General features: G+C 61.3%; 17 protein-coding genes. 11 read left to right on the top strand and 6 right to left on the bottom strand.

The features are described 5' to 3' along the window. Positions 1 to 230: 230 nt before the first annotated feature. Positions 231 to 908 (top strand): glutathione S-transferase N-terminal domain-containing protein, encoded by a 678-nt coding sequence (locus BVH03_RS05635; RefSeq protein WP_075960258.1) that lies wholly within the window; start codon positions 231 to 233, stop codon positions 906 to 908. Positions 909 to 1,169: 261 nt separating this feature from the next. On the opposite strand, the gene dibA is transcribed toward BVH03_RS05635, so the two are convergent. Continuing rightward, positions 1,170 to 3,431 carry a phosphodiesterase DibA gene (gene dibA / locus BVH03_RS05630; RefSeq protein ID WP_075960257.1) on the bottom strand — a complete coding sequence of 754 codons (2,262 nt, stop codon included), beginning with the start codon at positions 3,429 to 3,431 and terminating at the stop codon, positions 1,170 to 1,172. 163 nt (positions 3,432 to 3,594) lie between these two features. On the opposite strand from dibA, the gene desA reads away from it, so the two are divergent. The 3 genes from desA (at position 3,595) to BVH03_RS05615 (ending at position 7,706) form a co-directional block, all read left to right on the top strand. Next, on the top strand, positions 3,595 to 4,779 hold the full coding sequence (gene desA / locus BVH03_RS05625) for a delta-9 fatty acid desaturase DesA (protein ID WP_075960256.1): 1,185 nt from the start codon (positions 3,595 to 3,597) through the stop codon (positions 4,777 to 4,779). Positions 4,780 to 4,937: 158 nt separating this feature from the next. Beyond that, positions 4,938 to 5,903: a sensor domain-containing diguanylate cyclase gene (locus BVH03_RS05620; protein ID WP_075960255.1), complete on the top strand. Its 966-nt coding sequence runs from the start codon at positions 4,938 to 4,940 to the stop codon at positions 5,901 to 5,903. 423 nt (positions 5,904 to 6,326) lie between these two features. Further along, a complete protein-coding gene (locus BVH03_RS05615; protein WP_075960254.1) occupies positions 6,327 to 7,706 on the top strand; it encodes an OprD family porin in 1,380 nt (459 codons plus the stop codon). A gap of 100 nt (positions 7,707 to 7,806) precedes the next feature. On the opposite strand, the gene aguA is transcribed toward BVH03_RS05615, so the two are convergent. The 4 genes from aguA to BVH03_RS05595 all read right to left on the bottom strand — a co-directional run bounded on the left by aguA (position 7,807) and on the right by BVH03_RS05595 (position 11,749). Further along, positions 7,807 to 8,913, bottom strand: coding sequence for an agmatine deiminase (gene aguA, locus BVH03_RS05610; protein ID WP_075960253.1), 1,107 nt, complete (start codon positions 8,911 to 8,913; stop codon positions 7,807 to 7,809). Between the two features lie 284 nt (positions 8,914 to 9,197). Continuing rightward, complete coding sequence (locus BVH03_RS05605; protein WP_075960252.1) at positions 9,198 to 9,821, bottom strand: TetR/AcrR family transcriptional regulator; 624 nt, start codon at positions 9,819 to 9,821, stop codon at positions 9,198 to 9,200. A gap of 196 nt (positions 9,822 to 10,017) precedes the next feature. Further along, positions 10,018 to 11,397: a glutamine synthetase family protein gene (locus BVH03_RS05600; protein ID WP_075960251.1), complete on the bottom strand. Its 1,380-nt coding sequence runs from the start codon at positions 11,395 to 11,397 to the stop codon at positions 10,018 to 10,020. A 166-nt stretch (positions 11,398 to 11,563) separates the two neighbouring features. Further along, the gene (locus BVH03_RS05595; RefSeq protein ID WP_075960250.1) at positions 11,564 to 11,749 is read right to left on the bottom strand and encodes a hypothetical protein; all 186 of its coding nucleotides are present in this window, start codon (positions 11,747 to 11,749) and stop codon (positions 11,564 to 11,566) included. Between the two features lie 472 nt (positions 11,750 to 12,221). Here BVH03_RS05595 and BVH03_RS05590 point away from each other — a divergent pair, with 472 nt between their 5' ends. The 7 genes from BVH03_RS05590 to BVH03_RS05560 all read left to right on the top strand — a co-directional run bounded on the left by BVH03_RS05590 (position 12,222) and on the right by BVH03_RS05560 (position 20,652). After that, a complete protein-coding gene (locus BVH03_RS05590; RefSeq protein WP_070885911.1) occupies positions 12,222 to 13,580 on the top strand; it encodes a glutamine synthetase family protein in 1,359 nt (452 codons plus the stop codon). 55 nt (positions 13,581 to 13,635) lie between these two features. Next, positions 13,636 to 15,003: an aspartate aminotransferase family protein gene (locus BVH03_RS05585; RefSeq protein WP_075960249.1), complete on the top strand. Its 1,368-nt coding sequence runs from the start codon at positions 13,636 to 13,638 to the stop codon at positions 15,001 to 15,003. 166 nt (positions 15,004 to 15,169) lie between these two features. Then, entirely contained in the window at positions 15,170 to 16,270 is a 1,101-nt protein-coding gene (locus tag BVH03_RS05580; protein ID WP_075960248.1) for a polyamine ABC transporter substrate-binding protein, read from the top strand. Positions 16,271 to 16,421: 151 nt separating this feature from the next. Further along, positions 16,422 to 17,516 (top strand): polyamine ABC transporter substrate-binding protein, encoded by a 1,095-nt coding sequence (locus tag BVH03_RS05575; RefSeq protein ID WP_177344892.1) that lies wholly within the window; start codon positions 16,422 to 16,424, stop codon positions 17,514 to 17,516. 118 nt (positions 17,517 to 17,634) lie between these two features. Then, positions 17,635 to 18,789, top strand: a complete 1,155-nt coding sequence (gene potA / locus BVH03_RS05570) for a polyamine ABC transporter ATP-binding protein (protein ID WP_075960247.1) — start codon at positions 17,635 to 17,637, stop codon at positions 18,787 to 18,789. 23 nt (positions 18,790 to 18,812) lie between these two features. Then, positions 18,813 to 19,694 (top strand): ABC transporter permease subunit, encoded by an 882-nt coding sequence (locus BVH03_RS05565; protein WP_168175598.1) that lies wholly within the window; start codon positions 18,813 to 18,815, stop codon positions 19,692 to 19,694. Positions 19,695 to 19,776: 82 nt separating this feature from the next. After that, positions 19,777 to 20,652 (top strand): ABC transporter permease subunit, encoded by an 876-nt coding sequence (locus BVH03_RS05560; RefSeq protein WP_075960245.1) that lies wholly within the window; start codon positions 19,777 to 19,779, stop codon positions 20,650 to 20,652. 439 nt (positions 20,653 to 21,091) lie between these two features. Here the strand turns inward: BVH03_RS05560 and BVH03_RS05555 are convergent, their stop codons facing one another. Beyond that, entirely contained in the window at positions 21,092 to 23,065 is a 1,974-nt protein-coding gene (locus BVH03_RS05555) for a choline BCCT transporter BetT (protein ID WP_075960244.1), read from the bottom strand. Between the last annotated feature and the right edge of the window lie 13 nt (positions 23,066 to 23,078).

Here is a 23,078-nt window from a genome sequence, read left to right as displayed (position 1 = left end):
TCGCGACCTTTAGGGAAAATGACTGACACGCTGCTCAACGCGGCGTTTCGATTGTGCCTTGCCTGCATCGTTCAGTGCGAGCGGCCGATTGCGCATTCGAAGCGCATGCTGGACGCCGCCACCGTCCAGTGGGTCACCGCGGCTGAACTCTGCGCGCGGCGCCCGGCTCCAAGATTCATGCATCGCCTCCGGCGCCGGCAGGCCCCGCCATCACTCGACAGGAGCGCCCCATGATCGATCTCCATTACTGGACGACCCCCAACGGCCACAAGATCAGCATCTTTCTCGAGGAAAGTGGGCTGGATTACCACATGCATCCGGTCAATATCGGCGAGGGCCAGCAATTCGAGCCGGCGTTTCTGAAGATCTCGCCGAACAACCGGATCCCGGCCATCGTCGACAACAATCCCACTGACGGCGGCGAGCCGATCTCGGTGTTCGAGTCCGGTGCGATTCTCGAGTACCTGACCGACAAGATCGGGCGCTTCATGCCGCTGCAACCGCGTTTGCGCGTGCAGGTCCAGCAATGGCTGCACTGGCAGATGGGCGGGCTGGGGCCAATGGCCGGGCAGAACCACCACTTCGTACGCTTCGCGCCGGAACAGATTCCCTACGCCATCGACCGCTACGTGAAGGAGACGGCGCGCCTGTATGGCGTACTGGACCGTCAGTTGGAGCGGCGTGAGTACGTGGCCGGCGACTATTCGATCGCCGACATGGCCATCTATCCTTGGGCCAAGGGTTGGGAACTGCAGCGCCAACGTCTCGAGGACTTCCCCAACATGGCCGCCTGGCTGGCGCGCATGGGTAAGAGGCCAGCGGTGCAGCGTGCGTATCAGGTTGCCGAAGCCGTTGCTCAGCGCCCCGAGCAAGTCCTGACCAGCGAGGCGCGCAAGGCGCTGTTCTAAAGCGCCTGGTCAAAGTCCTGTATGCGCATGCAGCGCCAACTACAAGGCAAACGCTGCCATCGTAGCTTTAGCTGTGGGAACGGGTGGGTACGCCCAGTCCATACCCGTTATTTTTTCCGGGCATGGCCCGCTCCCACAGATAGTTGCCAGTCCATCTTATGGGAACAATCGGCCGCTCACGCCCCACTTAGCCGTCAAAGTCGATGAATCTGGGCTGAAAGATTGAACAGGTTCTAAAACCGACGGCTGGCGGGGCGTTGCTCACGCCAGCTGCAGATCCTGCGCGGCAACCGGGCGGCCGATGAAGTACCCCTGAACATAGTCGCAGCCCAGTTGGCGCAGGTGCTCCAGCTGCTCGGCACGCTCTACGCCTTCGGCCAACACCTTCATTTCCATGCTGTGCGCCAGGGCGATGACCGCGCGGGTGATCGCCAGGTCGTCCTTGTCATGGGGCAGGCCGGCCACGAAGCTCTGGTCGAGCTTGAGCTTGTGCACCGGCAGGCGTTTCAAGCGCGCCAGCGAGCTGTAGCCGGTGCCGAAGTCGTCGATCGCCAGGCGCACGCCCAGGGCGCGCAGGCGTTCGAGCAGGGCCTGGGCCTGATCCGGGTCGTCCATCACCGCGCTTTCCGTCACTTCCAGTTCCAGGCAGCTTGCCGGCAGACCGGTGTTGGCCAGCACCTGGGCGACGCGCTGATCCAGCTCGCCGCGGCTGAACAGACGGCTGGAAATGTTCACCGCGACGAACTGCAGATGGTGCCCGGCGCCGCGCCAGGCGACCATCTGCCGGCACGCCTGTTCGAGTACCCAGGCGTCGATGGCGCTGATCATGCCGCTGTCTTCGGCGATCGGGATGAATTCACCGGGCGGCACCAAGCCACGCTGCGGGTGCTGCCAGCGCACCAGGGCTTCGACCCCTATCAGTCGGTTGTCGGTCAGGCTGTGCAGGGGTTGGTAATGCACGCGAAGTTCGTCGTTCTCGATGGCGTGACGCATGCCGGCGATCAGCTCCACGCGCTGGCGGGCGTACTCGGTCTGTTCCTGATCGTAGAACGCGAAGCCCTCGCGGCCACTGCTCTTGGCCTTGAACAGCGCCGAGTCGGCGTTGCGCAGCACGTCATCGACGGTTTTCGCGTCGTCGGGATACAGGCAGATACCGACGCTGGCCGAGATGAACAGCTCTTGGCCATCGAGCAGAAACGGCGCGTTCAGGCAGTCGATCAGCGATTGCGCCAAGTGCGCAGCCTGCTCGGCCTGGGTGCAGTCTTCGCTGAGCACGGCGAACTCGTCGCCACCGAGGCGGGCGAGGGTACTGCCGCTGCCGAGCCTGCTGGCCAGCCGCTCACCGGTAGCCTTGAGCAACAGGTCGCCGACGTTGTGGCCAAGGCTTTCGTTGATGTGCTTGAAGTGATCCAGGTCCACGACCAGCACGGCGCCGCGATCATCGTCGCGTCGGGCGCGCTGCAGGGCATGCTCGACACGCTCGCTGAACAGCAGGCGGTTGGGCAGGTTGCTCAGCGCATCGTGGTGGGCGAGGTGGTCGAGTTCCTGCTGTGAATGCTTGAGCACGCTGATGTCGGAAAACACCGCCACGTAGTGGCTGAGCAGGCCGTGATCTCCGCGGACGGCGCGGATGCACTGCCACTGTGGATAGATTTCGCCGTTCTTGCGGCGGTTCCATACCTCGCCGCTCCAGATGCCCTGGGTCTGCAGCGTGTGCCAGAGATGCTGGTAGAACGCGGCGTCGTGACGGCCCGACTTGAGCAGGGTCGGGTGCTTGCCGAGGATTTCCGCCTCGCTGTAACCGGTGATCCGGCTGAATGCCGGATTGATGTGCACGATGGTCTGCTGTGCATCGGTGACGAGCACGCCTTCCTGGGTCGATTCGAACACCGCCGCCGCCTGGCGCAAGCTGTCGGCATCGGCGCGGCGCTGGGTGATGTCCTTGACGGTGCCGATGAAGCGCTCGGGTCGACCCTGGGCATCGAGTTGCAGGCGGCCGCGCGACAACACCCAGCGGTAGCTGCCGTCGCGGTGGCGCAGGCGATAGCTGTTTTCGTAGGCGGTGTCTTCGCTCGCCTGCATCAGTTCGTCGAGGGCTCGCTGATAAGCCGGGCGATCCTCAGGGTGCAGCAATTGCAGCCACTGGTCGCGATCATCGCTCAGCTCGCCATCGCGCATGCCCAGCAGCGCGTGGTAACCCGGCGAGTAGTACACGCTCTGGCGGCGTAGGTCCCAGTCCCAGAGGCCGTCTTCGGTGGCCGACAAGGCCAGGCTGAGGCGTTCTTCGCTGGCGCGCAGCGCCGTGCCGATTCGCGCCTGGCGGCCGAGATGGCGGCTGATCGTCAGGTACAGCAGGGCGCTTGTCAGCAACACGAATACCAGGCCTTTCCAGACCTGAACCTGCTCCGTCTGTCGGGCCGTGAGTTCGAGCGATGCCAGCAGCAAGTCGCTGAACACGATCCACAGGCCGGCGGCTATCAGGTAGTTCAAAGTCAGGCGTAATGCGCCTTGCCGAGTGCTCATGGGCAGATAAGGGCTTCCCTTTCGCTGGAAAAGATCATCGCTGGGGCCAACCTTGTAACATCCTTAGTCAAAAGACCAAGTGGTTTTCCAGCAGACGATGTTGATAATGGGGTCGCGGCACTTTGTTCGCATCGCTTTTTCTCTGCAAGAGGTACCCCTGCCTATGTGGTACAACGGTTTTCTCGACTTGCCGGTCTGGCAGCTCATTGTCGTCACCCTGCTGCTGACCCACGTCACCATCGTCGCTGTGACGGTCTACCTGCACCGTTACTCGGCCCATCGCTCCCTGGAGCTGAACCCCGCGCTCAAGCACTTTTTCCGTTTCTGGCTGTGGCTGACCACAGGCATGAACACCCGCGAGTGGACGGCCATCCACCGCAAGCACCACGCCAAATGTGAAACCGCCGATGACCCCCACAGCCCAGTGGTGAAGGGGCTCGGTACGGTGATGCGCAAAGGCGCCGAATTGTATGCCGAAGAGGCGAAGAACGAAGACACCCTGCGCATCTACGGCAAGAACTGTCCGGATGACTGGATCGAGCGTAACGTCTACTCGCGCTTCCCGATTGGCGGTGTGTCGCTGATGCTGATCATCGATGTGCTGCTCTTTGGCGCGCTTGGCCTGACCGTGTGGGCCGTGCAGATGATCTGGATTCCCTTCTGGGCGGCTGGAGTCATCAATGGGCTGGGTCATGCCATCGGTTACCGCAATTTCGAGTGCCGCGACGCGGCCACCAATCTGGTGCCCTGGGGCATCATCGTTGGCGGCGAGGAGCTGCATAACAACCATCACACCTATCCCAACTCCGCCAAGCTGTCGGTCAAACGCTGGGAGTTCGACATGGGCTGGGCGTGGATCAAACTGTTCAGCTTCCTGGGGCTCGCCAAGGTTCAGCGCGTTGCGCCGATCGCTCACCGGGTGCCGGGCAAGGGGATTCTGGACATGGACACCGCCATGGCCATCCTCAACAACCGCTTCCAGATCATGGCCCAGTACCGCAAGCTGGTGATCGGCCCGCTGGTCAAACAGGAGCTGGCCAAAGCCGATGAGTCCGTCCGTCACCAGTTCCGCCGGGCCAAGCGCCTGCTCTCCCGTGAGCCGAGCCTGCTGCATGACAAGCAACAGGTGCGTATCGATGCCATGTTGGCGCACAGCCAGGCGCTCAAGGTGATTTACGAGAAGCGCCTGGCTCTTCAGCAAATCTGGGCGCGAACCAGTGCCAATGGTCACGACATGCTCGAGGCCATCAAGCACTGGGTGCACGACGCCGAGGCGAGTGGCATTCAGTCCCTGCGCGACTTCGCCGAGCAATTGAAGACGTATTCGCTGCGGCCTGTCGCTGCATGACGTAGCGCACAAAGCCGGGCGGTCGGTGAACCGCCCTCTGCAGCGATGGTCATAGCTCTGACCTGGTTGCCACACAAAAGCCCGCCATTCGGCGGGCTTTTTCGATCCTCATTGGCAACCCCCACCCTTAGCAAAAGGCCAATGTTCTGGATCGGTATATGGATGAACTTGCTGCTATCGACCTGGAAGAGCTGACCCTCGCGCTGCTGCACAGCCGTGCCGAGGGCACCCGGCTGCGTGAGCGCGAGCAACTGTTCAGCACCCTGTTGGGGAGCGTGAACGCCGTCCTCTGGGCGTTCGACTGGGAGGCTCAGCAGATCATCTACGTCAGCCCGGCCTACGAGCTGGTTTTCGGCCGCTCGGCCGGCTTGCTGCTGGCCGACTATGGCGAGTGGCGCAACAGCATCTATCCGGATGATCTGGAATACGCCGCCGAAAGCATGGCCAAAGTATTGGAGACTGGCGCCGTGGAAGCTCGCGAGTACCGGATCATCCGCGCCGATGGCGAAATCCGCTGGCTCAGCGACAAATGCTTTATCGGTCGGCAGAGCGAGACCCAGGCCTCACCGATCATCTTTGGTATCGCCGAAGACATCACCGAGAAGAAGCAGCTCGAAGGCGAATTGCATCGCCTGGCCACTACCGACGTGCTGACGCAGAGCAGCAACCGCCGGCATTTCTTCGAGTGTGCGCAAAGTGAATTCGAGTTGGCGCGCAATCAGGGCCAGCCCCTGGCTTTTCTCTTGCTCGATCTGGATGACTTCAAGCACATCAATGACACCTACGGTCATCAGGTGGGCGACCAGGTGCTGCAGCAACTGGCCAGTTGCGCAAGTTCCGTCCTGCGGCGTGGCGATCTGTTCGGGCGGATCGGTGGTGAAGAGTTCGCGGCGCTTTTCCCGGGGTGTGAGCCGGAGCTGGCCTCGCAAATCGCCCAGCGTCTGCAGCGGGAGATTCAGCGCTTGTCGCTCAGCCACGAAGGCACGACTTTCGGCATCACCGTCAGTCAGGGTTTAACTTCCCTGCGCAGCGGCGACCCTGGGCTCGATGTGCTTTACGCACGTGCCGACGCCGCCATGTATCAGGCCAAGCGCCAGGGCAAGAACCAGATCGTCACCAGCTGATCTGGCGGAAAATCGCCTTATCCCCTCTATAGTTCGGCGGATAATCGCTCATTTTTCTCGATGAGCGACCTCCCCGTTCTATCACTTTGCCAGTAACATATTGAAATGTTGGCTGTTATGCGACTTTGGTCGTCCATGGCACGTTACCTGCTGTGCTAAATTCACAGCAATGGCCCTCCAGGGCCGAAAATAATAATGCCGAGAATCAGACGATGCCTTTTGCCTGTCGCCTTAGCAGCCAGACCAACCTGTTTCACCTTTGCCCCTAAGTTTTCGTATTGCCGTACCCGTAGCTGTGGCGCCCTTCGGCTGCCTGCTACCTCACGGTCGTACCCGAATTCGGCTGGCTGCGCGCCTAGAAGGCGGAACCTTCCAGACCGATGTGCAGCACCAATAAAAGAACAGAACACTGGAGAGATCACGATGAAAAAAGCTTCCCTGGCGCTGGCCGTAGCCGCCGGCACTCTGGGTCTGACCCTGGGCAACGTTGCCAACGCTGCCTTTATCGAAGACAGCACGGCCAAGCTGGATCTGCGTAACTTCTATTTCGACAACGACAACCGTGAAAGCCAGGGCGACGTGGGTGTTGCCAATGCCCACAGTGGCCAGGTGCGTGAGTGGGGCCAGGCGTTCCAGCTGAACCTGCAGTCGGGCTTTACCGAAGGCACTATCGGTGTTGGTGTTGACGCTATTGGGCTGTTGGGCGTGCGACTGGATGGCGGTGGCCGCGCGGGCAAAGTCGGGCAGGATCGTAACCCGAGTGCTCTGTTCCCGCTGGAAAGCGATGGCAGCGCTCGTGACGAGTTCAGCAGCCTGGGCCTGACCGGCAAGATCCGTTTCTCCAAGACCGTTGCCCATGTTGGCACCCTGCAGCCGAAACTGCCGGTGGTGACTTTCAACGACGGTCGTCTGATCCCGCAGACCTTCGAAGGTGCGCAGATCACCTCCAACGAGATCGACAACCTGACCCTGATTGCCGGTCAGCTGGAGCACGCCAAGGGCCGTACTTCCAGTAACGCCGACTCGCTGGCTATCGCTGGCGCCGGTGCGGGTGCCGACAGCAACAAGTTCTACTACGGCGGCGCTGACTACAAGATCAACAAGGATCTGCTGGTTCAGTACTACTACGGCAACTTGGATGACTTCTACAAGCAACACTTCCTGGGTCTGACTCATACCCTGGCGCTGGGTGCTGGCTCGCTGAAATCCGACCTGCGCTATTTCGATACCAGCTCCGACGGCAAGAATGGCAGTGCCGCTGGTCGTGCTGATGGTTACCTGGGTTCGGGTTACTACGGCCGCAATGCTGCTGGTAACGGCATCACTACCGGTGAAGTCGACAACCGTACCTGGAGTGCGTTCTTCACCTACAGCCTGGAAGGCCACGCGCTGAGCGCCGGTTACCAGCAGGTTTCCGGTGACAGCAACTTCATCCAGCTGAATCAGGGTTCGATCCCAGGCCAGGGTGGTTCTACCACCTACCTGATCACCGACCGTCAGATCAGCAACTTCGGCCGTGCCGGCGAGCGTACCTGGATCACTCAGTACGGCTACGACTTCGGGAAGATCGGCGTACCGGGCCTGACCGCCAACGTGCTTTATATGAAAGGCGACAACATCAAGTCGGCAAGGGGCGATCTGAAAGAGTGGGAACGCGACCTGACCATCAGCTACGTGGTACAGGAAGGCGCTGCCAAGGGTCTGGGCTTCGCCTGGCGTAACGCTTCGCTGCGTTCGGAAGTTGCCAACGCCGACGCCGACCAGAACCGCCTGATCGTCAGCTACAGCATCCCGCTGCTCTAAGCTGCGTTGATGGGCCGCGCCACGCGGCGGCCCGTTCAAATGCAAAAGCCCGGACTGGTTCCGGGCTTTTGCATTTCCGCTGGTCTGCAGAGCGCTGCAGTCAGCGGGCGGTCGCCACCGGCTGCTGCTGGGTGATGCAGTGAATATTACCGCCCCCCAGCAGGATTTCCCGGCCTGGCACCATCACCACGCGGTGATCCGGGAACAGGCGCTCGAGAATGGCCTTGGCCTCCTGATCCTTGGCATCGTCGAAGCTGGGCGCGACAATACCGCCGTTGACGATCAGAAAATTCACGTAGGAGCCGGCCAGGCGCACGTCCGGGCTGCGCTCCTGGCTGCCGAGCACGCGATCGACACCGGCACATTCTGCTTCGGTGGCGTACAGAGGTCCGGGAATCGGAATCTTGTGCACGATCAGCTTGCGACCCTTGGCGTCGCGCGCGTTTTCCAGTACCGCCATGGCTTCCTGGCAGCGGTTGTAGTTGGGGTTTTGCGGATCGTCGGTCCAGGCCAGCAGTACTTCGCCGGGGCGCACGTAGCAGCAGAAGTTGTCGACGTGGCCGTCGGTCTCGTCGTTATAGAGCCCGTGGGGCAGCCAGATTACGGTGTCGATGGCCAGGTTATCGGCCAGCACCGCTTCGATCTGTTCGCGGTTCAGGTGCGGGTTGCGGTTGTGGTTGAGCAGGCATTCTTCGGTGGTGATCAGGGTGCCTTCGCCGTCGACGTGAATCGAACCGCCCTCGAGCACGAAGCCTTCGGTGCGATAACGGTCGCGGCCTTCGATGTTGAGGATCTTGCTGGCGACCTGATCGTCGCGCAGCCATGGGAAGTACAGGCCGCCCTCGAGGCCACCCCAGGCATTGAAACCCCAGTCCACGCCGCGCAACTCGCCCTGGGCATCTGTCACGAAGGTCGGGCCGGTATCGCGTACCCAGGCATCGTCAGTGGTCATTTCGACGACCCGGATGCGTTCGTGCTGCAGGTGCGCGAAGGCGTTCTCGTACTGCGCGGCGGAGGCGCACACGGTCACGGCTTCGAATTCGGCGATCGCCCTGGCGACGGCAGTGAATGCATGCTGGGCCGGCTTGCCGCCCAGGCGCCAGTTGTCCGGCCGCTCCGGCCACACCATCCAGGTCTGGCTATGGGGTTCCCATTCTGCCGGCATGCGGAAGCCATCGGCGCGGGGTGTGGAGGTCAGCGTGGTCATGGAAGTGCTCCATTACTGAAATCGTTCGAGGAGTCAGGAGGCGATTGAGCCATCCGGGATTCAAGGGCATGGGAGATATGGATACTGCTCACCGAGCTTCCCCTATACGGGTTCACATCCGATCGCTGATCTTATAGTCGATAAATATCGGCTATCAAAGCGAATTTTCAGCAGCTACTAAATTGGTTGAGCATAATTAACGGATAGGTATTTGTGTTAATCGGGTCGGCCCATTCGCGCCCACGGCTCGGATTGCCGCCACCCACGGCCAAGCCGGCCATTCTTCAGTTCCTGGTACGTTTGCGGAGTAAGGGTGGCAGATACAGCCCCAGATAGGCTTCGAATACCCGCAAGCTCTCCTCGGCGAAGCGTGGCGTGATTTCGCCGTGTTGGTGAATCGAGCGTGCGTAGACGCGGTCGCCTAGCTCCATCGCCAGGGCGAAAACATCGATATCGTCCGGTAAGGTCGGCAGTTCGAAATACTGGTCGAACAGCGCTCGGGTCTGCTGGCTCAGCTCGATATCGTGCTGGCGGTCGGCCTGGGTCACTTCGCTGAGGCCGTGCTGGACGAGAATCAGTTGCCGGGCCGCGGCATCGCCTGCATAGATGCTCAGCATACGCTGCTCGATGAGGCGAGATAGGTCGCGCCAGCAACGCAGTGGGCCAGCATCGATGGGGGCCTGCAGGCAAGCGCGGAAGGCCCGGTGGACGTCCGCCGTCAAGGCCTGGAACAGGGCGGGAACGCTGGGAAAGAAGTGGTAGACCGACGACGGCGCGATGCCGGCTCGTTCGGCCACGGTGTAGATCGACAGCGCCGCCACACCCTGTTCGGTCAACAGCGTGCGGGCCGCGGCAAGAATCTGTCCGATGCGTGCCTGGCTGCTGGCGCGGGGCTTGCGAGCGCTCACTCAGGCGTCCTCTGCTGCAGGCAGGCTATGAGATGGGTATGCGGGGCCAATGCTGGAAAAACCGCTGGGCAGTGAATCAATGTACTCGTCCTGATTGGCGATGGCGGCGCTACCACATTGTCGGCGCGCTGCTCGGTGCCGAATCATAACGCCGATCACGCCTGTGAGAACGCCGGCTTTCGCCAGCGTTTTGCGTTCACACGGTGTGCAGGTACCAGTTGTACTCAAGATCGGAGATGGTCGTCTCGAACTCCTGCAGTTCGGCTTCCTTGCAGGCGACGAAGATGTCGATGTAGTCCGGGCTGATGTACTTGTTGAGCACCTCGCTGTCGTCCAGCTCGCGCAGGGCATCGCGCAGGTTGTTCGGCAGGCTCTGCTCCAGCTGCTCGTAGGAGTTGCCTTCGATGGGCTCGCCCGGATCCAGCCTGTTGGTCAGGCCGTGATGTATGCCGGCCAGGATGGCTGCCATCATCAGGTACGGGTTGGCATCAGCACCGGCGACACGGTGCTCGATGCGAATCGCATCGCTGCTGCCAGTCGGCACGCGCACGGCCACGGTACGGTTGTCCAGGCCCCAACTCGGCGCGTTGGGCACGTAGAACTGCGCGCCGAAACGGCGATAGGAGTTGACGTTCGGGCACAGGAACGCCATCGACGCCGGCATGGTGTCGAGGATCCCGGCGGTGGCGTGGCGCAGCGGTGCGTGCTGCTCCGGCTCGTCGGTGGCGAAGATGTTCTGGCCGGTTTTCTTGTCGAGCAGCGAAATGTGCACGTGCAAGCCATTGCCCGCCTGGCCCGGGTAGGGCTTGGCCATGAAGGTGGAATCCATTTCATGGTCGTAAGCGATGTTCTTGATCAGGCGCTTGAGCAACAGTGCATGGTCGCAGGCCTTGAGCGCATCCTTGGTGTGGTGCAGGTTGACCTCGAACTGCGCTGGCGCGCTTTCCTTGACGATGGCGTCGGCGGGCAGCGCTTGTTCCTTGGCGGCTTCGAGCATGTCCTGCAGGCAATCGACGTACTCGTCGAGGTCGTCGATCAGGTAGACCTGGGTGGAGTGCGGACGCTTGCCGGAAATCGGCGATCGCGGCGGTTGCGGACGGCCATTCACGTTCTCCTGATCGATCAGGTAGAACTCCAGTTCGAAGGCCGCGCAGATGGTCAGGCCAAGTTCGTCGAACTTCTGCACCACCTGACGCAATACCTCACGGGGATCGGCAAAGAAGGGGCTGCCGTCCAGTTCGTGCATGGTCATCAGCAGTTGCGCGGTCGGTCGCTTCTGCCAGGGTTCCTTGCACAGGGTATCGGGGATGGGGAAGCAGATACGGTCGGCATCGCCGATGTCCAGGCCAAGGCCCGTGCTTTCGACGGTGGCGCCATTGATGTCCAGGGCGAACAGCGAAGCGGGCAGGTTGATGCCCTTTTCATACACCTTGTGGAGGCTGGCGCGTTCGATGCGCTTGCCGCGCACGACGCCATTCATATCTGCAATCAGAAGGTCGACGAACTGAACCTCAGGATGTTCCTTGAGGAACGCGTTCGCTTCATTGAGCTGAACGGCACGCGGGGGTACCGACATGATGCAACACCTATGTTGTTAAAAATATCAATCAATTGCTGACACACCGGGAGTCAATCCCAAACGCCAGACACTGTCAAGACAGCTCAATGCTGCCCCAATGCAGAGCATGACGGCCATTTTTAGGGCGTTTCAGGGCATTTCAAAGAAAAAACATTGCACCGTTTCAGACATTGATCTCGAGCTTCCGGCCGTCGAAATAGACGGGTTGTGTAAAAAAATGAACAAGGCTAAGCTCGAAGAAAGTCCAGATAATCCAACAATACGGGTGTTTCATGAGCTGCATGTCGCTCTTCGGCGTCATTGCCAGTCCCGCATGGTTCGCGGCATTGCCGGCTATGGCAGAAGTCATTCGAGCCTCGCGCGTAATCCTCGCAGAGCGCTTCGTGCGGCAATTGCTTATAGAGATGCCCTCGCGTCGAATCGCTCGAAAATCTGCACACTCCGTCAGCTTCCCTCTGTTCTCCCTGTCTATGCTGTTCTGTCGACCGGCGCTGCTTCGCGCGTCCAAACGATGTGCTTTTGCGTGGGTGATCGATCGCGCGTGGCGATGCCTGACAGGGACGGCGCGCGCTTTGCAAAGGCATCTGGCGCTGTCGAGTGCAACAAAGGTCGGTTACAGTCGTGGGCGATGCGGTGGCACGCCGCTATGGGCATGCAAGGCTCTGGCTGGTACGCCTGGAGGCGCTGTCGGGCGGTTGCCCGCGACGACGTGAACACCCTGGATTATCCCGTGCGCTGGTGGTGGGCGGCCAAGCCCGCTGCCAGGCTCGGGGCATGTCGAGCCGGCCGAGGATGCCGGTTTCAAAAAACCTGAGGTCTCTATGAGCACCAAATTGGACCAGCTCTCCAGCTGGTTGAAAGAACGCAAGATCACCGAAGTCGAATGTCTGGTCAGCGACCTGACGGGGATTGCCCGGGGCAAGATCTCGCCGACCAACAAATTCCTCGACGAAAAAGGCATGCGCTTGCCCGAGAGCGTACTGCTGCAGACCGTCACCGGCGATTACGTCGAGGACGATGTGTACTACGACCTGCTCGATCCGGCCGATATCGACATGTTCTGCCGTCCGGACGAGAACGCCGTGTTCATCGTGCCCTGGGCCATCGAGCCCACCGCTCAGGTGATTCACGACACTTACGACAAGCAGGGCAACCCCATCGAGCTGTCGCCGCGCAACATCCTCAAGAAAGTGCTGCGCCTCTACACCGACAAGGGCTGGCAGCCGATCGTGGCGCCGGAGATGGAGTTCTACCTGACCAAGCGCAACAGCGACCCGGACTTCCCGCTGGTGGCACCGATGGGCCGCTCCGGCCGCCCGGAAACCGGCCGGCAGAGCTTCTCGATCGACGCGGCCAACGAATTCGACCCGCTGTTCGAAGACATGTACGACTGGTGCGAGTTGCAGGGGCTGGATCTGGACACCCTGATCCACGAAGAAGGCCCGGCGCAGATGGAGATCAATTTCCGTCACGGCGAGGCGCTGCACTTGGCCGACCAGATTCTGGTGTTCAAGCGCACCATGCGCGAGGCCGCGCTCAAGCACGACGTGGCCGCGACCTTCATGGCCAAGCCGATCACTGATGAGCCAGGCAGCGCCATGCACCTGCACCAGAGCATCATCGACCTGAAGACCGGCAAGAACATCTTCTCCAACGAAGACGGTTCGATGAGCCAATTGTTCATGCACCACATCGGTGGCCTGCAGAAGTACATCCCCGAAGTGCTGCCGCTGTTCGCCCCCAACGTCAACTCGTTCCGCCGCTTCCTGCCCGATACTTCGGCGCCGGTGAATGTCGAGTGGGGCGAGGAGAACCGTACCGTCGGCCTGCGCGTGCCGGATGCCACGCCGCAGAACCGCCGGGTGGAAAACCGCCTGGCCGGCGCCGATGCCAACCCATACCTCGCCCTGGCAGCCAGCCTGCTGTGCGGCTACATCGGCATGGTCGAAGGCATCGAACCGAGCGCACCGGTGGTCGGGCGGGGCTACGAGCGCCGCAACCTGCGCCTGCCGCTGACCCTGGAAGCGGCTCTGGAGCGCATGGAAACCTGCCAGGTCGTGGAACAGTACCTGGGTCACAAGTTCGTCAGTGGCTACGTGGCGGTCAAGCGTGCCGAGCACGAGAACTTCAAGCGCGTGATCAGTTCCTGGGAGCGCGAGTTCCTGCTGCTCTCGGTCTGATTCAGCCGGGGCTGGCGCGCGATCCGCACGGCCCCGCATTCATAAAGAGGTGAACATGACGGCAAACAATGCGAACACCCAGCAATGGCAGGCCATGAGCCGCGACCATCACCTGGCGCCTTTCAGCGATTTCAAGCAGCTGGCCGAGAAAGGTCCGCGCATCATCACCCGTGGTGAGGGCGTACACCTGTGGGACAGCGAAGGCAACAAGATCCTCGATGGCATGGCCGGGCTGTGGTGCCTGGCCGTCGGCTACGGCCGCGAAGAGCTGGTCGAGGCAGCCAGCAAGCAGATGCGCGAGTTGCCTTTCTACAACACCTTCTTCCAGACCGCGCACCCGCCGGTGCTGGAGCTGGCCAAGGCACTTGCCGAGGTGACCCCCGCCGGCATGAACCACGTGTTCTTCACCGGCTCGGGCTCGGAAGGCAACGACACCATGCTGCGCATGGTTCGCCATTACTGGGCGCTCAAGGGCAAACCAGGCAAGAAGGTGGTGATCGCTCGCGAGAATGGTTACCACGGTTCTACCGTCGCCGGCGCCAGCCTGGGCGGCATGAAGGGCATGCACGAGCAGGGCGACCTGCCGATTCCGGGTATCGTGCACATCGCCCAGCCATACTGGTTCGGCGAGGGCGGCGACATGACCCCGGAAGCCTTCGGCATCTGGGCCGCCGATGAGCTGGAAAAGAAGATTCTCGACGTTGGCGAAGACAATGTCGCCGCCTTCCTGGCCGAGCCGATCCAGGGCGCCGGCGGCGTGATCATTCCGCCGGATAGTTACTGGCCTCGTGTGCGCGAGATTCTCGCCAAGTACGACATCCTGTTCGTCGCCGACGAGGTGATCTGTGGTTTCGGCCGGACCGGCGAGTGGTTCGGCAGCGATTACTACGGTAACACGCCGGACATGATGACCATCGCCAAGGGCCTGACGTCCGGCTACGTGCCGATGGGCGGCCTGGTGGTGCGCGACGAGATCGTCAAGGTGCTCAATGAAGGCGGCGATTTCAACCACGGTTTCACCTATTCCGGGCATCCGGTGGCGGCTGCAGTGGCGCTGGAAAACATTCGAATTCTGCGCGAAGAAAAGATCGTCGAGCGGGTCAGAGAGGAAACGGCACCTTATTTGCAAAAACGACTGCGCGAACTGGCCGATCACCCGTTGGTCGGTGAGGTGCGCGGAGTGGGCATGCTGGGCGCCATCGAGCTGGTGAAGGACAAACAGACCCGCGCGCGTTATCCGAGCGACAAGTCGGTGGGTATGATCTGCCGCGGTCACTGTTTCGAGAACGGACTGATCATGCGCGCCGTGGGCGACACCATGATCATTTCGCCGCCGTTGGTGATCAGCGAGAGCGAGATCGACGAGCTGGTGGAAAAGGCCCGCAAATGCCTGGATCTCACCGCCCGTGCTTTACTGGCCTGACGGCTGCTGCAGCGCTTTCGCAGGCGGCGACGGTCGGGCGTGATCAATTGCCTGTCAGGGCTTGAGCGATGGGGCTGTTATCGCCAGACTTGCCGGCCAAAAAATGGGTCCCGCCGCGTAGAACGGCGGCCCGGTTAATCGACATCATATGAGGGAGCTGAACCGCATGATCAAGACTTTCGGCAAGACTCTGCTGGCGGTGACGCTGGCCGGCGCCGTGGCCGGTATGGCGCAGGCAGATGGCAAGGTATTGAACGTCTACAACTGGTCGGACTATATCGCCCCGGACACCATCGAGAAGTTCACCAAGGAGACCGGCATCAAGGTCACCTATGACGTCTTCGATTCCAACGAAACCCTGGAAGCCAAGCTGTTCGCCGGCAAATCGGGTTACGACATCGTGGTCCCGTCCAACAGCTTCCTGGCCAAGCAGATCAAGGCCAATGTCTATCAGCCGCTGGACAAGTCCAAGCTGCCGAACTGGGAAAATCTGGACAAGAACCTGCTGAGAACCGTCGAGATCAGCGACCCGGGCAACAAGTACTCCTTCCCGTACATGTGGGGCACGGTCGGCATCGGCTTCAACCCGGAAAAGGTCAAGGCTGCGCTGGGCGAGAACGCTCCGGTGGATTCCTGGGACCTGCTGTTCAAGCCCGAGAACATCGAGAAGCTGAAGGCCTGCGGCGTGTCGTTCCTCGACTCGCCAACCGAGATCCTGCCGATCGCCATGCAGTACCTGGGCTATGAGCCGACCAGCACCGATCCGAAGCAGCTCAAGGAAGCCGAAGCGCTGTTCATGAAGCTCCGCCCGTCGGTCACCTATTTCCACTCCTCCAAGTACATCTCCGACCTGGCCAACGGCAACCTCTGCGTGGCCGTGGGTTACTCGGGTGACATCTATCAGGCCAAGTCGCGTGCCGAAGAGGCCGGTGGCAAGGTCAAGGTTTCCTACAACATTCCCAAGCAAGGTGCTGGCGCCTTCTTCGACATGGTCGCCATTCCGGCCGATGCGGAAAACGTCGAGTCCGCCCATGCCTTCCTGAATTTCCTGCTGAAGCCGGAAATCATGGCCGAGATCACCAACGAAGTGCACTTCCCGAACGGCAACGCAAAAGCCACGCCGCTGGTCGATGACGCCATCCGTAACGACCCGGGCGTGTACCCGACCCAGGAGACCATGGGCAAGCTGTACGCCTTCCCGGATCTGCCGCCGGCCGCCCAGCGCGCCATTACCCGCAGCTGGACGAAGATCAAGTCCGGTCGCTGATCGCCTGCTGACCGCGATGCCTGGCACCGCGGTTTGCGTTTATGGGCAGAGGGTGGATCGCCACCCGCCGAGCGCCGCGGTATTGCCGTGGCGCTCTCCTGAATCGCGATACGTCACCAGTCGGTGATGAGCCACAAGAAGAGGACGACCTGTGCATTTTTCCCTGGGCAAGATCCTGACAACGACCGCGCTTTCGGTTGGCTTGGCAACCCTGGCACATGCGGACGGTACCGTGCATATCTACAACTGGAGCGACTACATCGGCGAGGACACCCTGGCCGAATTCCAGAAGGCCACGGGCATCAAACCGGTCTACGACGTCTTCGACTCCAACGAAACCCTGGAAGGCAAACTGCTCGCCGGCCGTAGCGGCTACGACGTGGTGGTGCCGTCCAATCATTTTCTCGGCAAGCAGATCAAGGCGGGTGCGTTCCAGAAGCTCGACCGTTCGCTGCTGCCGAACTGGAACAACCTCGATCCCGCGCTGCTCAAACAGCTGGAAACCAACGACCCGGGTAACCAGTACGCCGTGCCTTATCTGTGGGGCACCAATGGCATTGGCTACAACGTTGCCAAGGTCAAGGAAGTGCTGGGCGTCGACAAGATCGACTCCTGGGCCGTGCTGTTCGAGCCGCAGAACATGAAGAAACTCGCCAGCTGCGGCGTATCCTTCATGGATTCGGCGGACGAGATGATCCCCTCGGTGCTCAACTACCTGGGCCTGGACCCGAACAGCCAGAGCGCCGACGACTTCGCCAAGGCCGAAGCCAAGCTGATGGAAGTACGGCCCTATGTGAGCTACTTCCACTCCTCGAAATACATCTCCGACCTCGCCAACGGCAACATCTGTGTGGCGTTCGGCTACTCGGGTGATGTCTTGCAGGCATCCGACCGTGCCGCGGAGGCCGGAAAGGGCGTCGAAATCGCCTATGCGATTCCCAAGGAAGGCGCCAATCTATGGTTCGACATGCTCGCCATCCCCAAGGATGCCAGCAACGTCGAGCAGGCCCATGCCTTCATCAACTACCTCCTCGATCCCAAGGTGATCGCCGGGGTCAGTGACTATGTCGGCTACGCCAACCCCAACGTCAAGGCGGGGGAGCTGATGGACCAGGACATTCGCCAGGACGAGTCGGTGTACCCACCGCAGGCCGTGCTGGACAAGTTGTACGTGATGGCCGAACTGCCGCCCACGGCGCAACGCCTGATGACACGAAGCTGGACCAAGATAAAGTCCGGAAGATAAACCCACGACCAGGCTGTTGAAAAAGTACCTAAGTTGTTGCTGCTTCGGCTACGTTTTTCAACGGCCTGTTTAGCGCCTGGCCCTCGCCAGGCGCCATTTTTACTGCGGGAGTTTGGTAATGGCAGTTGCTTCCAGTACCTATAAGAAGGTCATCGAGGGCAGCCAGCAACCTAAAGAGGTGTTGGTAAAGATCGAGCGCGTAACCAAGAAATTCGACGAAACCGTCGCGGTCGACGATGTTTCGCTGACCATCAACAAGGGCGAGATCTTCGCCCTGCTCGGTGGCTCCGGCTCGGGCAAGTCGACCCTGCTGCGCATGCTCGCCGGCTTCGAGCGGCCCACCGAGGGGCGCATCTTCCTCGATGGCCAGGACATCACCGAACTGCCGCCCTACGATCGACCGATCAACATGATGTTCCAGTCCTACGCGCTGTTCCCGCACATGAGCGTGGCTGACAACATCGCCTTCGGCCTCAAGCAGGACAAGATGTCCAAGGCCGAGATCGACGAGCGTGTGGCCGAGATGCTCAAACTGGTGCACATGACCCAGTACGCCAAGCGCAAGCCGCACCAGCTTTCCGGCGGTCAGCGCCAGCGCGTGGCCCTGGCCCGCTCCCTGGCCAAGCGCCCCAAGCTGCTGCTGCTCGACGAGCCTATGGGCGCACTGGACAAGAAGCTGCGTTCGCAGATGCAGCTCGAACTGGTGGAAATCATCGAGCGCGTCGGCGTGACCTGCGTGATGGTGACCCACGACCAGGAAGAGGCCATGACCATGGCCCAGCGCATCGCCATCATGCACCTGGGCTGGATCGCCCAGATCGGCAGCCCGATCGATGTCTACGAGACGCCAGCCAGTCGTCTGGTCTGCGAGTTCATCGGCAACGTCAACCTGTTCGATGGGCAGATCGTCCATGACGACACCGACCACGCCGTGATCGACTGCCCGCAGCTGGACAAGCCGATCTACATCGGTCACGGCATCAGTACCCGCGCCCAGGAAACCCAGGTCACCTATGCCCTGCGTCCGGAGAAGCTGCTGATGGCCACCCAACTGCCGGCCGACCACGAGCATCCTGACTACAACTGGAGCCACGGCATCGTTCACGACATCGCCTACCTGGGCGGCCACTCGGTCTATTACGTCAAGCTGACCTCCGGGCAGATCGTGCAGTGCTTCATCGCCAACGCCGAGCGCCGCGGCAAGCGGCCGACCTGGGATGACCCGGTGGTGGTGTTCTGGGAAGACGACAGCGGCGTGGTATTGCAATCATGAAGATGAGCAGCCTGACCAAGCGTATGCCTAACGGCCGACACCTGGTGATCGGCATTCCGTTCATCTGGCTGTTCCTGTTCTTCCTGCTGCCGTTCATCATCGTCCTGAAGATCAGCTTCGCCGAAGCCGATGTGGCGATCCCGCCGTACACGGAAATCTACACCTGGGTCGATAACACCCTGCAGGTGGTGCTGAACCTGGGCAATTACATCTTTCTTACCGAGGATGAGCTGTACCTGGCCGCTTACCTGGGGTCGCTGAAGATTGCCTTCATCAGCACCCTGGCCTGCCTGGTCATCGGCTATCCGATGGCCTATGCCATCGCCCGGGCCAGGAAGGAAACCCAGACCGTTCTGCTGCTGCTGGTGATGATGCCGACCTGGACCGCGATCCTGATCCGCGTCTACGCGTGGATGGGCATTCTCAGCAACAACGGCCTGCTCAACGGCTTTCTGCAGACCATCGGCCTGATCGACGCACCGCTGCAGATCCTCAACACCAACACCGCGGTGTACATCGGCATCGTCTACTCGTACCTGCCGTTCATGATTCTGCCGCTGTTCGCCAACCTAGTGAAGCACGACCAGAGCCTGCTCGAAGCGGCTTCGGACCTCGGTTCGAGCAACTTCAACAGCTTCTGGAAGATCACCGTGCCGCTGTCCAAGAACGGCATCATCGCCGGTTGCATGCTGGTGTTCATCCCGGTGGTTGGCGAGTTCGTGATTCCCGAGCTGCTCGGCGGGCCGGAAACCCTGATGATCGGCAAGGTGCTGTGGCAGGAGTTCTTCAACAACCGCGACTGGCCGGTAGCCTCGGCACTGGCGGTGGTGATGCTGGCGATCCTGCTGATTCCGATCATTCTGTTCAACCGCAACCAGGCCAAAGAGCTGGAGGGTCGTGTATGACGCGGTACAGCGCACAGCACCGATCAGTCTATTCAACCGGCTCTTCATCCACAGGCCGAGCCAGACAGCTGGAGGCACGGGTATGAAGAATTTCCGTTTCTCCACGCTGATGCTGTGGGTCGGCCTGTTGTTCATCTACCTGCCGATGGTCATTTTGGTGATCTACTCGTTCAACGCCTCGCGCCTGGTAACGGTGTGGGGCGGCTGGTCGACCAAGTGGTACGTGAGCTTGCTCGACGACCGCCAACTGATGGGCGCCGTCTGGCGCTCTCTGGAAATCGCCCTCTACACGGCGGTCGCCGCAGTGGCGCTGGGGACGCTGGCTGCCTTCGTGCTGACCCGCATCAGCCGTTTCAAGGGCCGCACGCTGTTCGGCGGCCTGGTCACCGCCCCGCTGGTGATGCCGGAGGTGATCACTGGTCTGTCGCTGCTCTTGCTGTTCGTCGCCATGGCTCAGCTGATCGGCTGGCCGGCGGAGCGCGGCATGATGACCATCTGGATCGCCCACACCACGTTCTGCTCGGCCTACGTGGCCGTGGTGGTATCGGCGCGTCTGCGCGAGCTGGATCTGTCCATCGAAGAGGCCGCCATGGATCTCGGCGCTCGGCCGTGGAAGGTGTTCTTTCTGATCACCATCCCGATGATCGCGCCCTCGCTGATGGCGGGCGGCATGATGTCCTTCGCCCTGTCGCTGGATGACCTGGTATTGGCCAGCTTCGTATCCGGCCCTGGCGCCACCACACTGCCGATGGAAGTCTTCTCCAAGGTGCGCCTGGGCGTGACGCCGGCTATCAACGCCATTGCCAGCCTGATCCTGTTGGCCGTGTCGCTGGCGACCTTTCTGGTGTGGTTCTTCAGCCACCGTGCCGAGGAGCGCCGCCGCAAGGCGATCCAGCAGGTCATGGAAGAAAGCCAGAACGCCATCGGTGCCCGTCCTGAGGCCAAGCCGGTGCACTGAGGCAACCAGGCTGGAAGACGCTGCCCGCCACTGCGCAAGCAGGGCGGGCATTTTCATTTCCGGCAATGGCATGCCGATGCCTGCATCATCCGTCAGAGTCTATTCACGAGCGTTTTGGGCGACATTAGAAAGACTGCTGCAAGGCAGAAGCGGACATTGATGCAGTATTTGTGGAAGCGGGCGTCCCCGCCCGCTTCCACAGTAGCTCAGCGAACGGCTGCTGCCTTTTGCGGGCAACGCGCTGAAAGTCGAGCCGAAAGGTCGTGGACGGGCTCTTGGAGAGGCTGTCGACTTCGCACCCTGGCGGTCATCGCTCGCCACGCATTCGTCATGCTGCGCCTGGCCAACCGTCAGCGCTGGTTGCCCAGCAGAGGCAAGGAAAGGCAGATATAAAAACGCCCGGGCTATCACGGCCCGGGCGTTTTCGTTACTGCAGAATTTAACGCGTCAGATGCAGGAAGTGCATGTGGCGCTCGTACTGGTCGAGGATGTCGCCGATCACTTCTTCACGGTTCCAGCCCATCACGTCGTAATCCTGGCCGCCCTCGTTGAGGTGAACCTCGGCGCGGAAGTACTTGCGCTCTTCGCTGGAGTCGTCGCGGGTGTCACGCAAGGCGAAACTCGGCTGGATCAGGGCACGGGGGCGTACCTGATACTGGAAGTCCGCTTCGGCACCATGGCTGACCGACAGGGTGACGCGACCATCTTCACCGCTCTCGACTTGCGCCTCGCGGCCCTGCTTGCGCATTTCATCGGCCACCTGCTGGCAGGCGGGTAGCACGGTCTCGGCGATGAAGCGATTCACGTGAGAGCGGCGCGGCAGCATCACCATGCTGCGCAGGCGACGTTGCCAGCCGCCAGGGGTCGATGCACCACGGGGGCTGAGCGCGACCTGATCGCGCAGATTGCGTTTGGCTCCGTCGATCTGCAGGGCACGCAGCAGGCCCCACATCGAAGCCATCAGGGCGATCACGAAGGGCAGGGCGCTGGCAATGGTCGCTGTCTGCAGCGCCTTGAGGCCGTCGGCGAGCAGCAGCGACGCCGCTACCACCGCCATCAGGGCGGCCCAGAAGATGCGCTGCCACGCCGGGGTCTGGTCCTGGCCGCCGGAGGCGAGCATGTCCACCACCATGGCGCCGGAGTCCGCCGAGGTGACGAAGAACACCACGATCATCAGCACCGCGATCTGCGACAGGATCATCGACAGCGGGAAGTGCTCGAGGAAGGCGAACAAGGCCAGGGAGCTATCCTGATTGACGGCTTCAGCGAGGTCGGTAATGCCGTCGACAAGGATCATGTGAATCGCGGTATCGCCGAATACCGTCATCCACAGCAGGGTAAAACCGGCCGGTACTACCAGCACGCCACTGATGAACTGGCGGATGGTGCGGCCACGGGAAATACGCGCGATGAACAGGCCGACGAAGGGCGACCAGGACAGCCACCAGCCCCAGTAGAATAGGGTCCAGCCGCCGATCCAGTCGGTCGGCTCGTAGGCGTACAGATTGAAGGTCTTGCTGACGATCTCCGACAGGTAACCGCCGGTGTTTTGCACGAAGGTCTGCATGATGAACACGGTCGGGCCGAGTACCAGCACGATCAGCAGCAGCCCGACGGCCAACAGCATGTTGAGCTCGGAGAGGCGGCGGATGCCCTTGTCCAGGCCGCTGACCACGGAGATGGTCGCCAGCAGCATGGTGAAGACCAGCAGGCCGATCTGCACCGTGGTGGTGGTCGGCAGACCATAGAGGTGATTGAGCCCGGTGTTGATCTGCAGCACGCCGTAGCCCAGCGAAGTGGCCACGCCGAGCACGGTACCGATAACCGCGAAGATGTCCACCGCATGGCCGATGGGGCCGTAGATGCGATCGCCGATCAGCGGGTACAGCGCCGAGCGCAGGGTCAGCGGCAGGTTATGCCGGAAGGCGAAGTAAGCCAGGATCAGCGCGACGATGGCGTAGATCGCCCAGGCGTGCAGGCCCCAGTGGAAGAAAGTCAGCTTCATCGCCTCCTTTGCCGCAGTGACCGTCTGCGGGTCGCCCACTGGCGGGTCGATGAAGTGCATCACCGGCTCGGCAACGCCGAAGAACATCAAACCGATGCCCATGCCCGCACAGAACAGCATGGAGAACCAGGTGGTGTTGTTGTATTCGGGCTCGCTGTGGTCAGGACCCAGCTTGATATCGCCGAAACGACTCATGGCCAGGAACACCACGAACATCAGAATCAGCGCGACGGCAAGGATGTAGACCCAACTGGCATTCTCGATGATCCACGCCTGCGTGGCGCCGAACACGCGCTGGGCATTGTCCTTGAATACCGTGCTGTAGATCACCAGGCAGGCGATCAGAAAGGTCGAGCCGAAGAACACCGGCGGGTTGAGGGTGGAGCGGGAAGACAGGTTTGCCCCCATTGAGCTAGCTCTC

This window comes from Pseudomonas sp. PA15(2017) (genome assembly GCF_001945395.1).
Lineage (GTDB): Bacteria > Pseudomonadota > Gammaproteobacteria > Pseudomonadales > Pseudomonadaceae > Aquipseudomonas.
This window is presented reverse-complemented; position numbering and strand designations above follow the sequence as displayed.

Excerpts from the sequence above, each read along its gene's own strand:
- aguA (WP_075960253.1), bottom strand. The coding sequence starts at position 8,913 with ATGACCACGCTGACCTCCACACCCCGCGCCGATGGCTTCCGCATGCCG.
- desA (WP_075960256.1), top strand. The coding sequence starts at position 3,595 with ATGTGGTACAACGGTTTTCTCGACTTGCCGGTCTGGCAGCTCATTGTC.
- dibA (WP_075960257.1), bottom strand. The coding sequence starts at position 3,431 with ATGAGCACTCGGCAAGGCGCATTACGCCTGACTTTGAACTACCTGATA.
- BVH03_RS05600 (WP_075960251.1), bottom strand. The coding sequence starts at position 11,397 with ATGTCGGTACCCCCGCGTGCCGTTCAGCTCAATGAAGCGAACGCGTTC.
- BVH03_RS05560 (WP_075960245.1), top strand. The coding sequence starts at position 19,777 with ATGAAGAATTTCCGTTTCTCCACGCTGATGCTGTGGGTCGGCCTGTTG.
- BVH03_RS05595 (WP_075960250.1), bottom strand. The coding sequence starts at position 11,749 with ATGACTTCTGCCATAGCCGGCAATGCCGCGAACCATGCGGGACTGGCA.
- BVH03_RS05585 (WP_075960249.1), top strand. The coding sequence starts at position 13,636 with ATGACGGCAAACAATGCGAACACCCAGCAATGGCAGGCCATGAGCCGC.
- BVH03_RS05635 (WP_075960258.1), top strand. The coding sequence starts at position 231 with ATGATCGATCTCCATTACTGGACGACCCCCAACGGCCACAAGATCAGC.
- BVH03_RS05580 (WP_075960248.1), top strand. The coding sequence starts at position 15,170 with ATGATCAAGACTTTCGGCAAGACTCTGCTGGCGGTGACGCTGGCCGGC.
- BVH03_RS05590 (WP_070885911.1), top strand. The coding sequence starts at position 12,222 with ATGAGCACCAAATTGGACCAGCTCTCCAGCTGGTTGAAAGAACGCAAG.
- BVH03_RS05615 (WP_075960254.1), top strand. The coding sequence starts at position 6,327 with ATGAAAAAAGCTTCCCTGGCGCTGGCCGTAGCCGCCGGCACTCTGGGT.
- BVH03_RS05555 (WP_075960244.1), bottom strand. The coding sequence starts at position 23,065 with ATGGGGGCAAACCTGTCTTCCCGCTCCACCCTCAACCCGCCGGTGTTC.
- BVH03_RS05565 (WP_168175598.1), top strand. The coding sequence starts at position 18,813 with ATGCCTAACGGCCGACACCTGGTGATCGGCATTCCGTTCATCTGGCTG.
- BVH03_RS05620 (WP_075960255.1), top strand. The coding sequence starts at position 4,938 with ATGGATGAACTTGCTGCTATCGACCTGGAAGAGCTGACCCTCGCGCTG.
- potA (WP_075960247.1), top strand. The coding sequence starts at position 17,635 with ATGGCAGTTGCTTCCAGTACCTATAAGAAGGTCATCGAGGGCAGCCAG.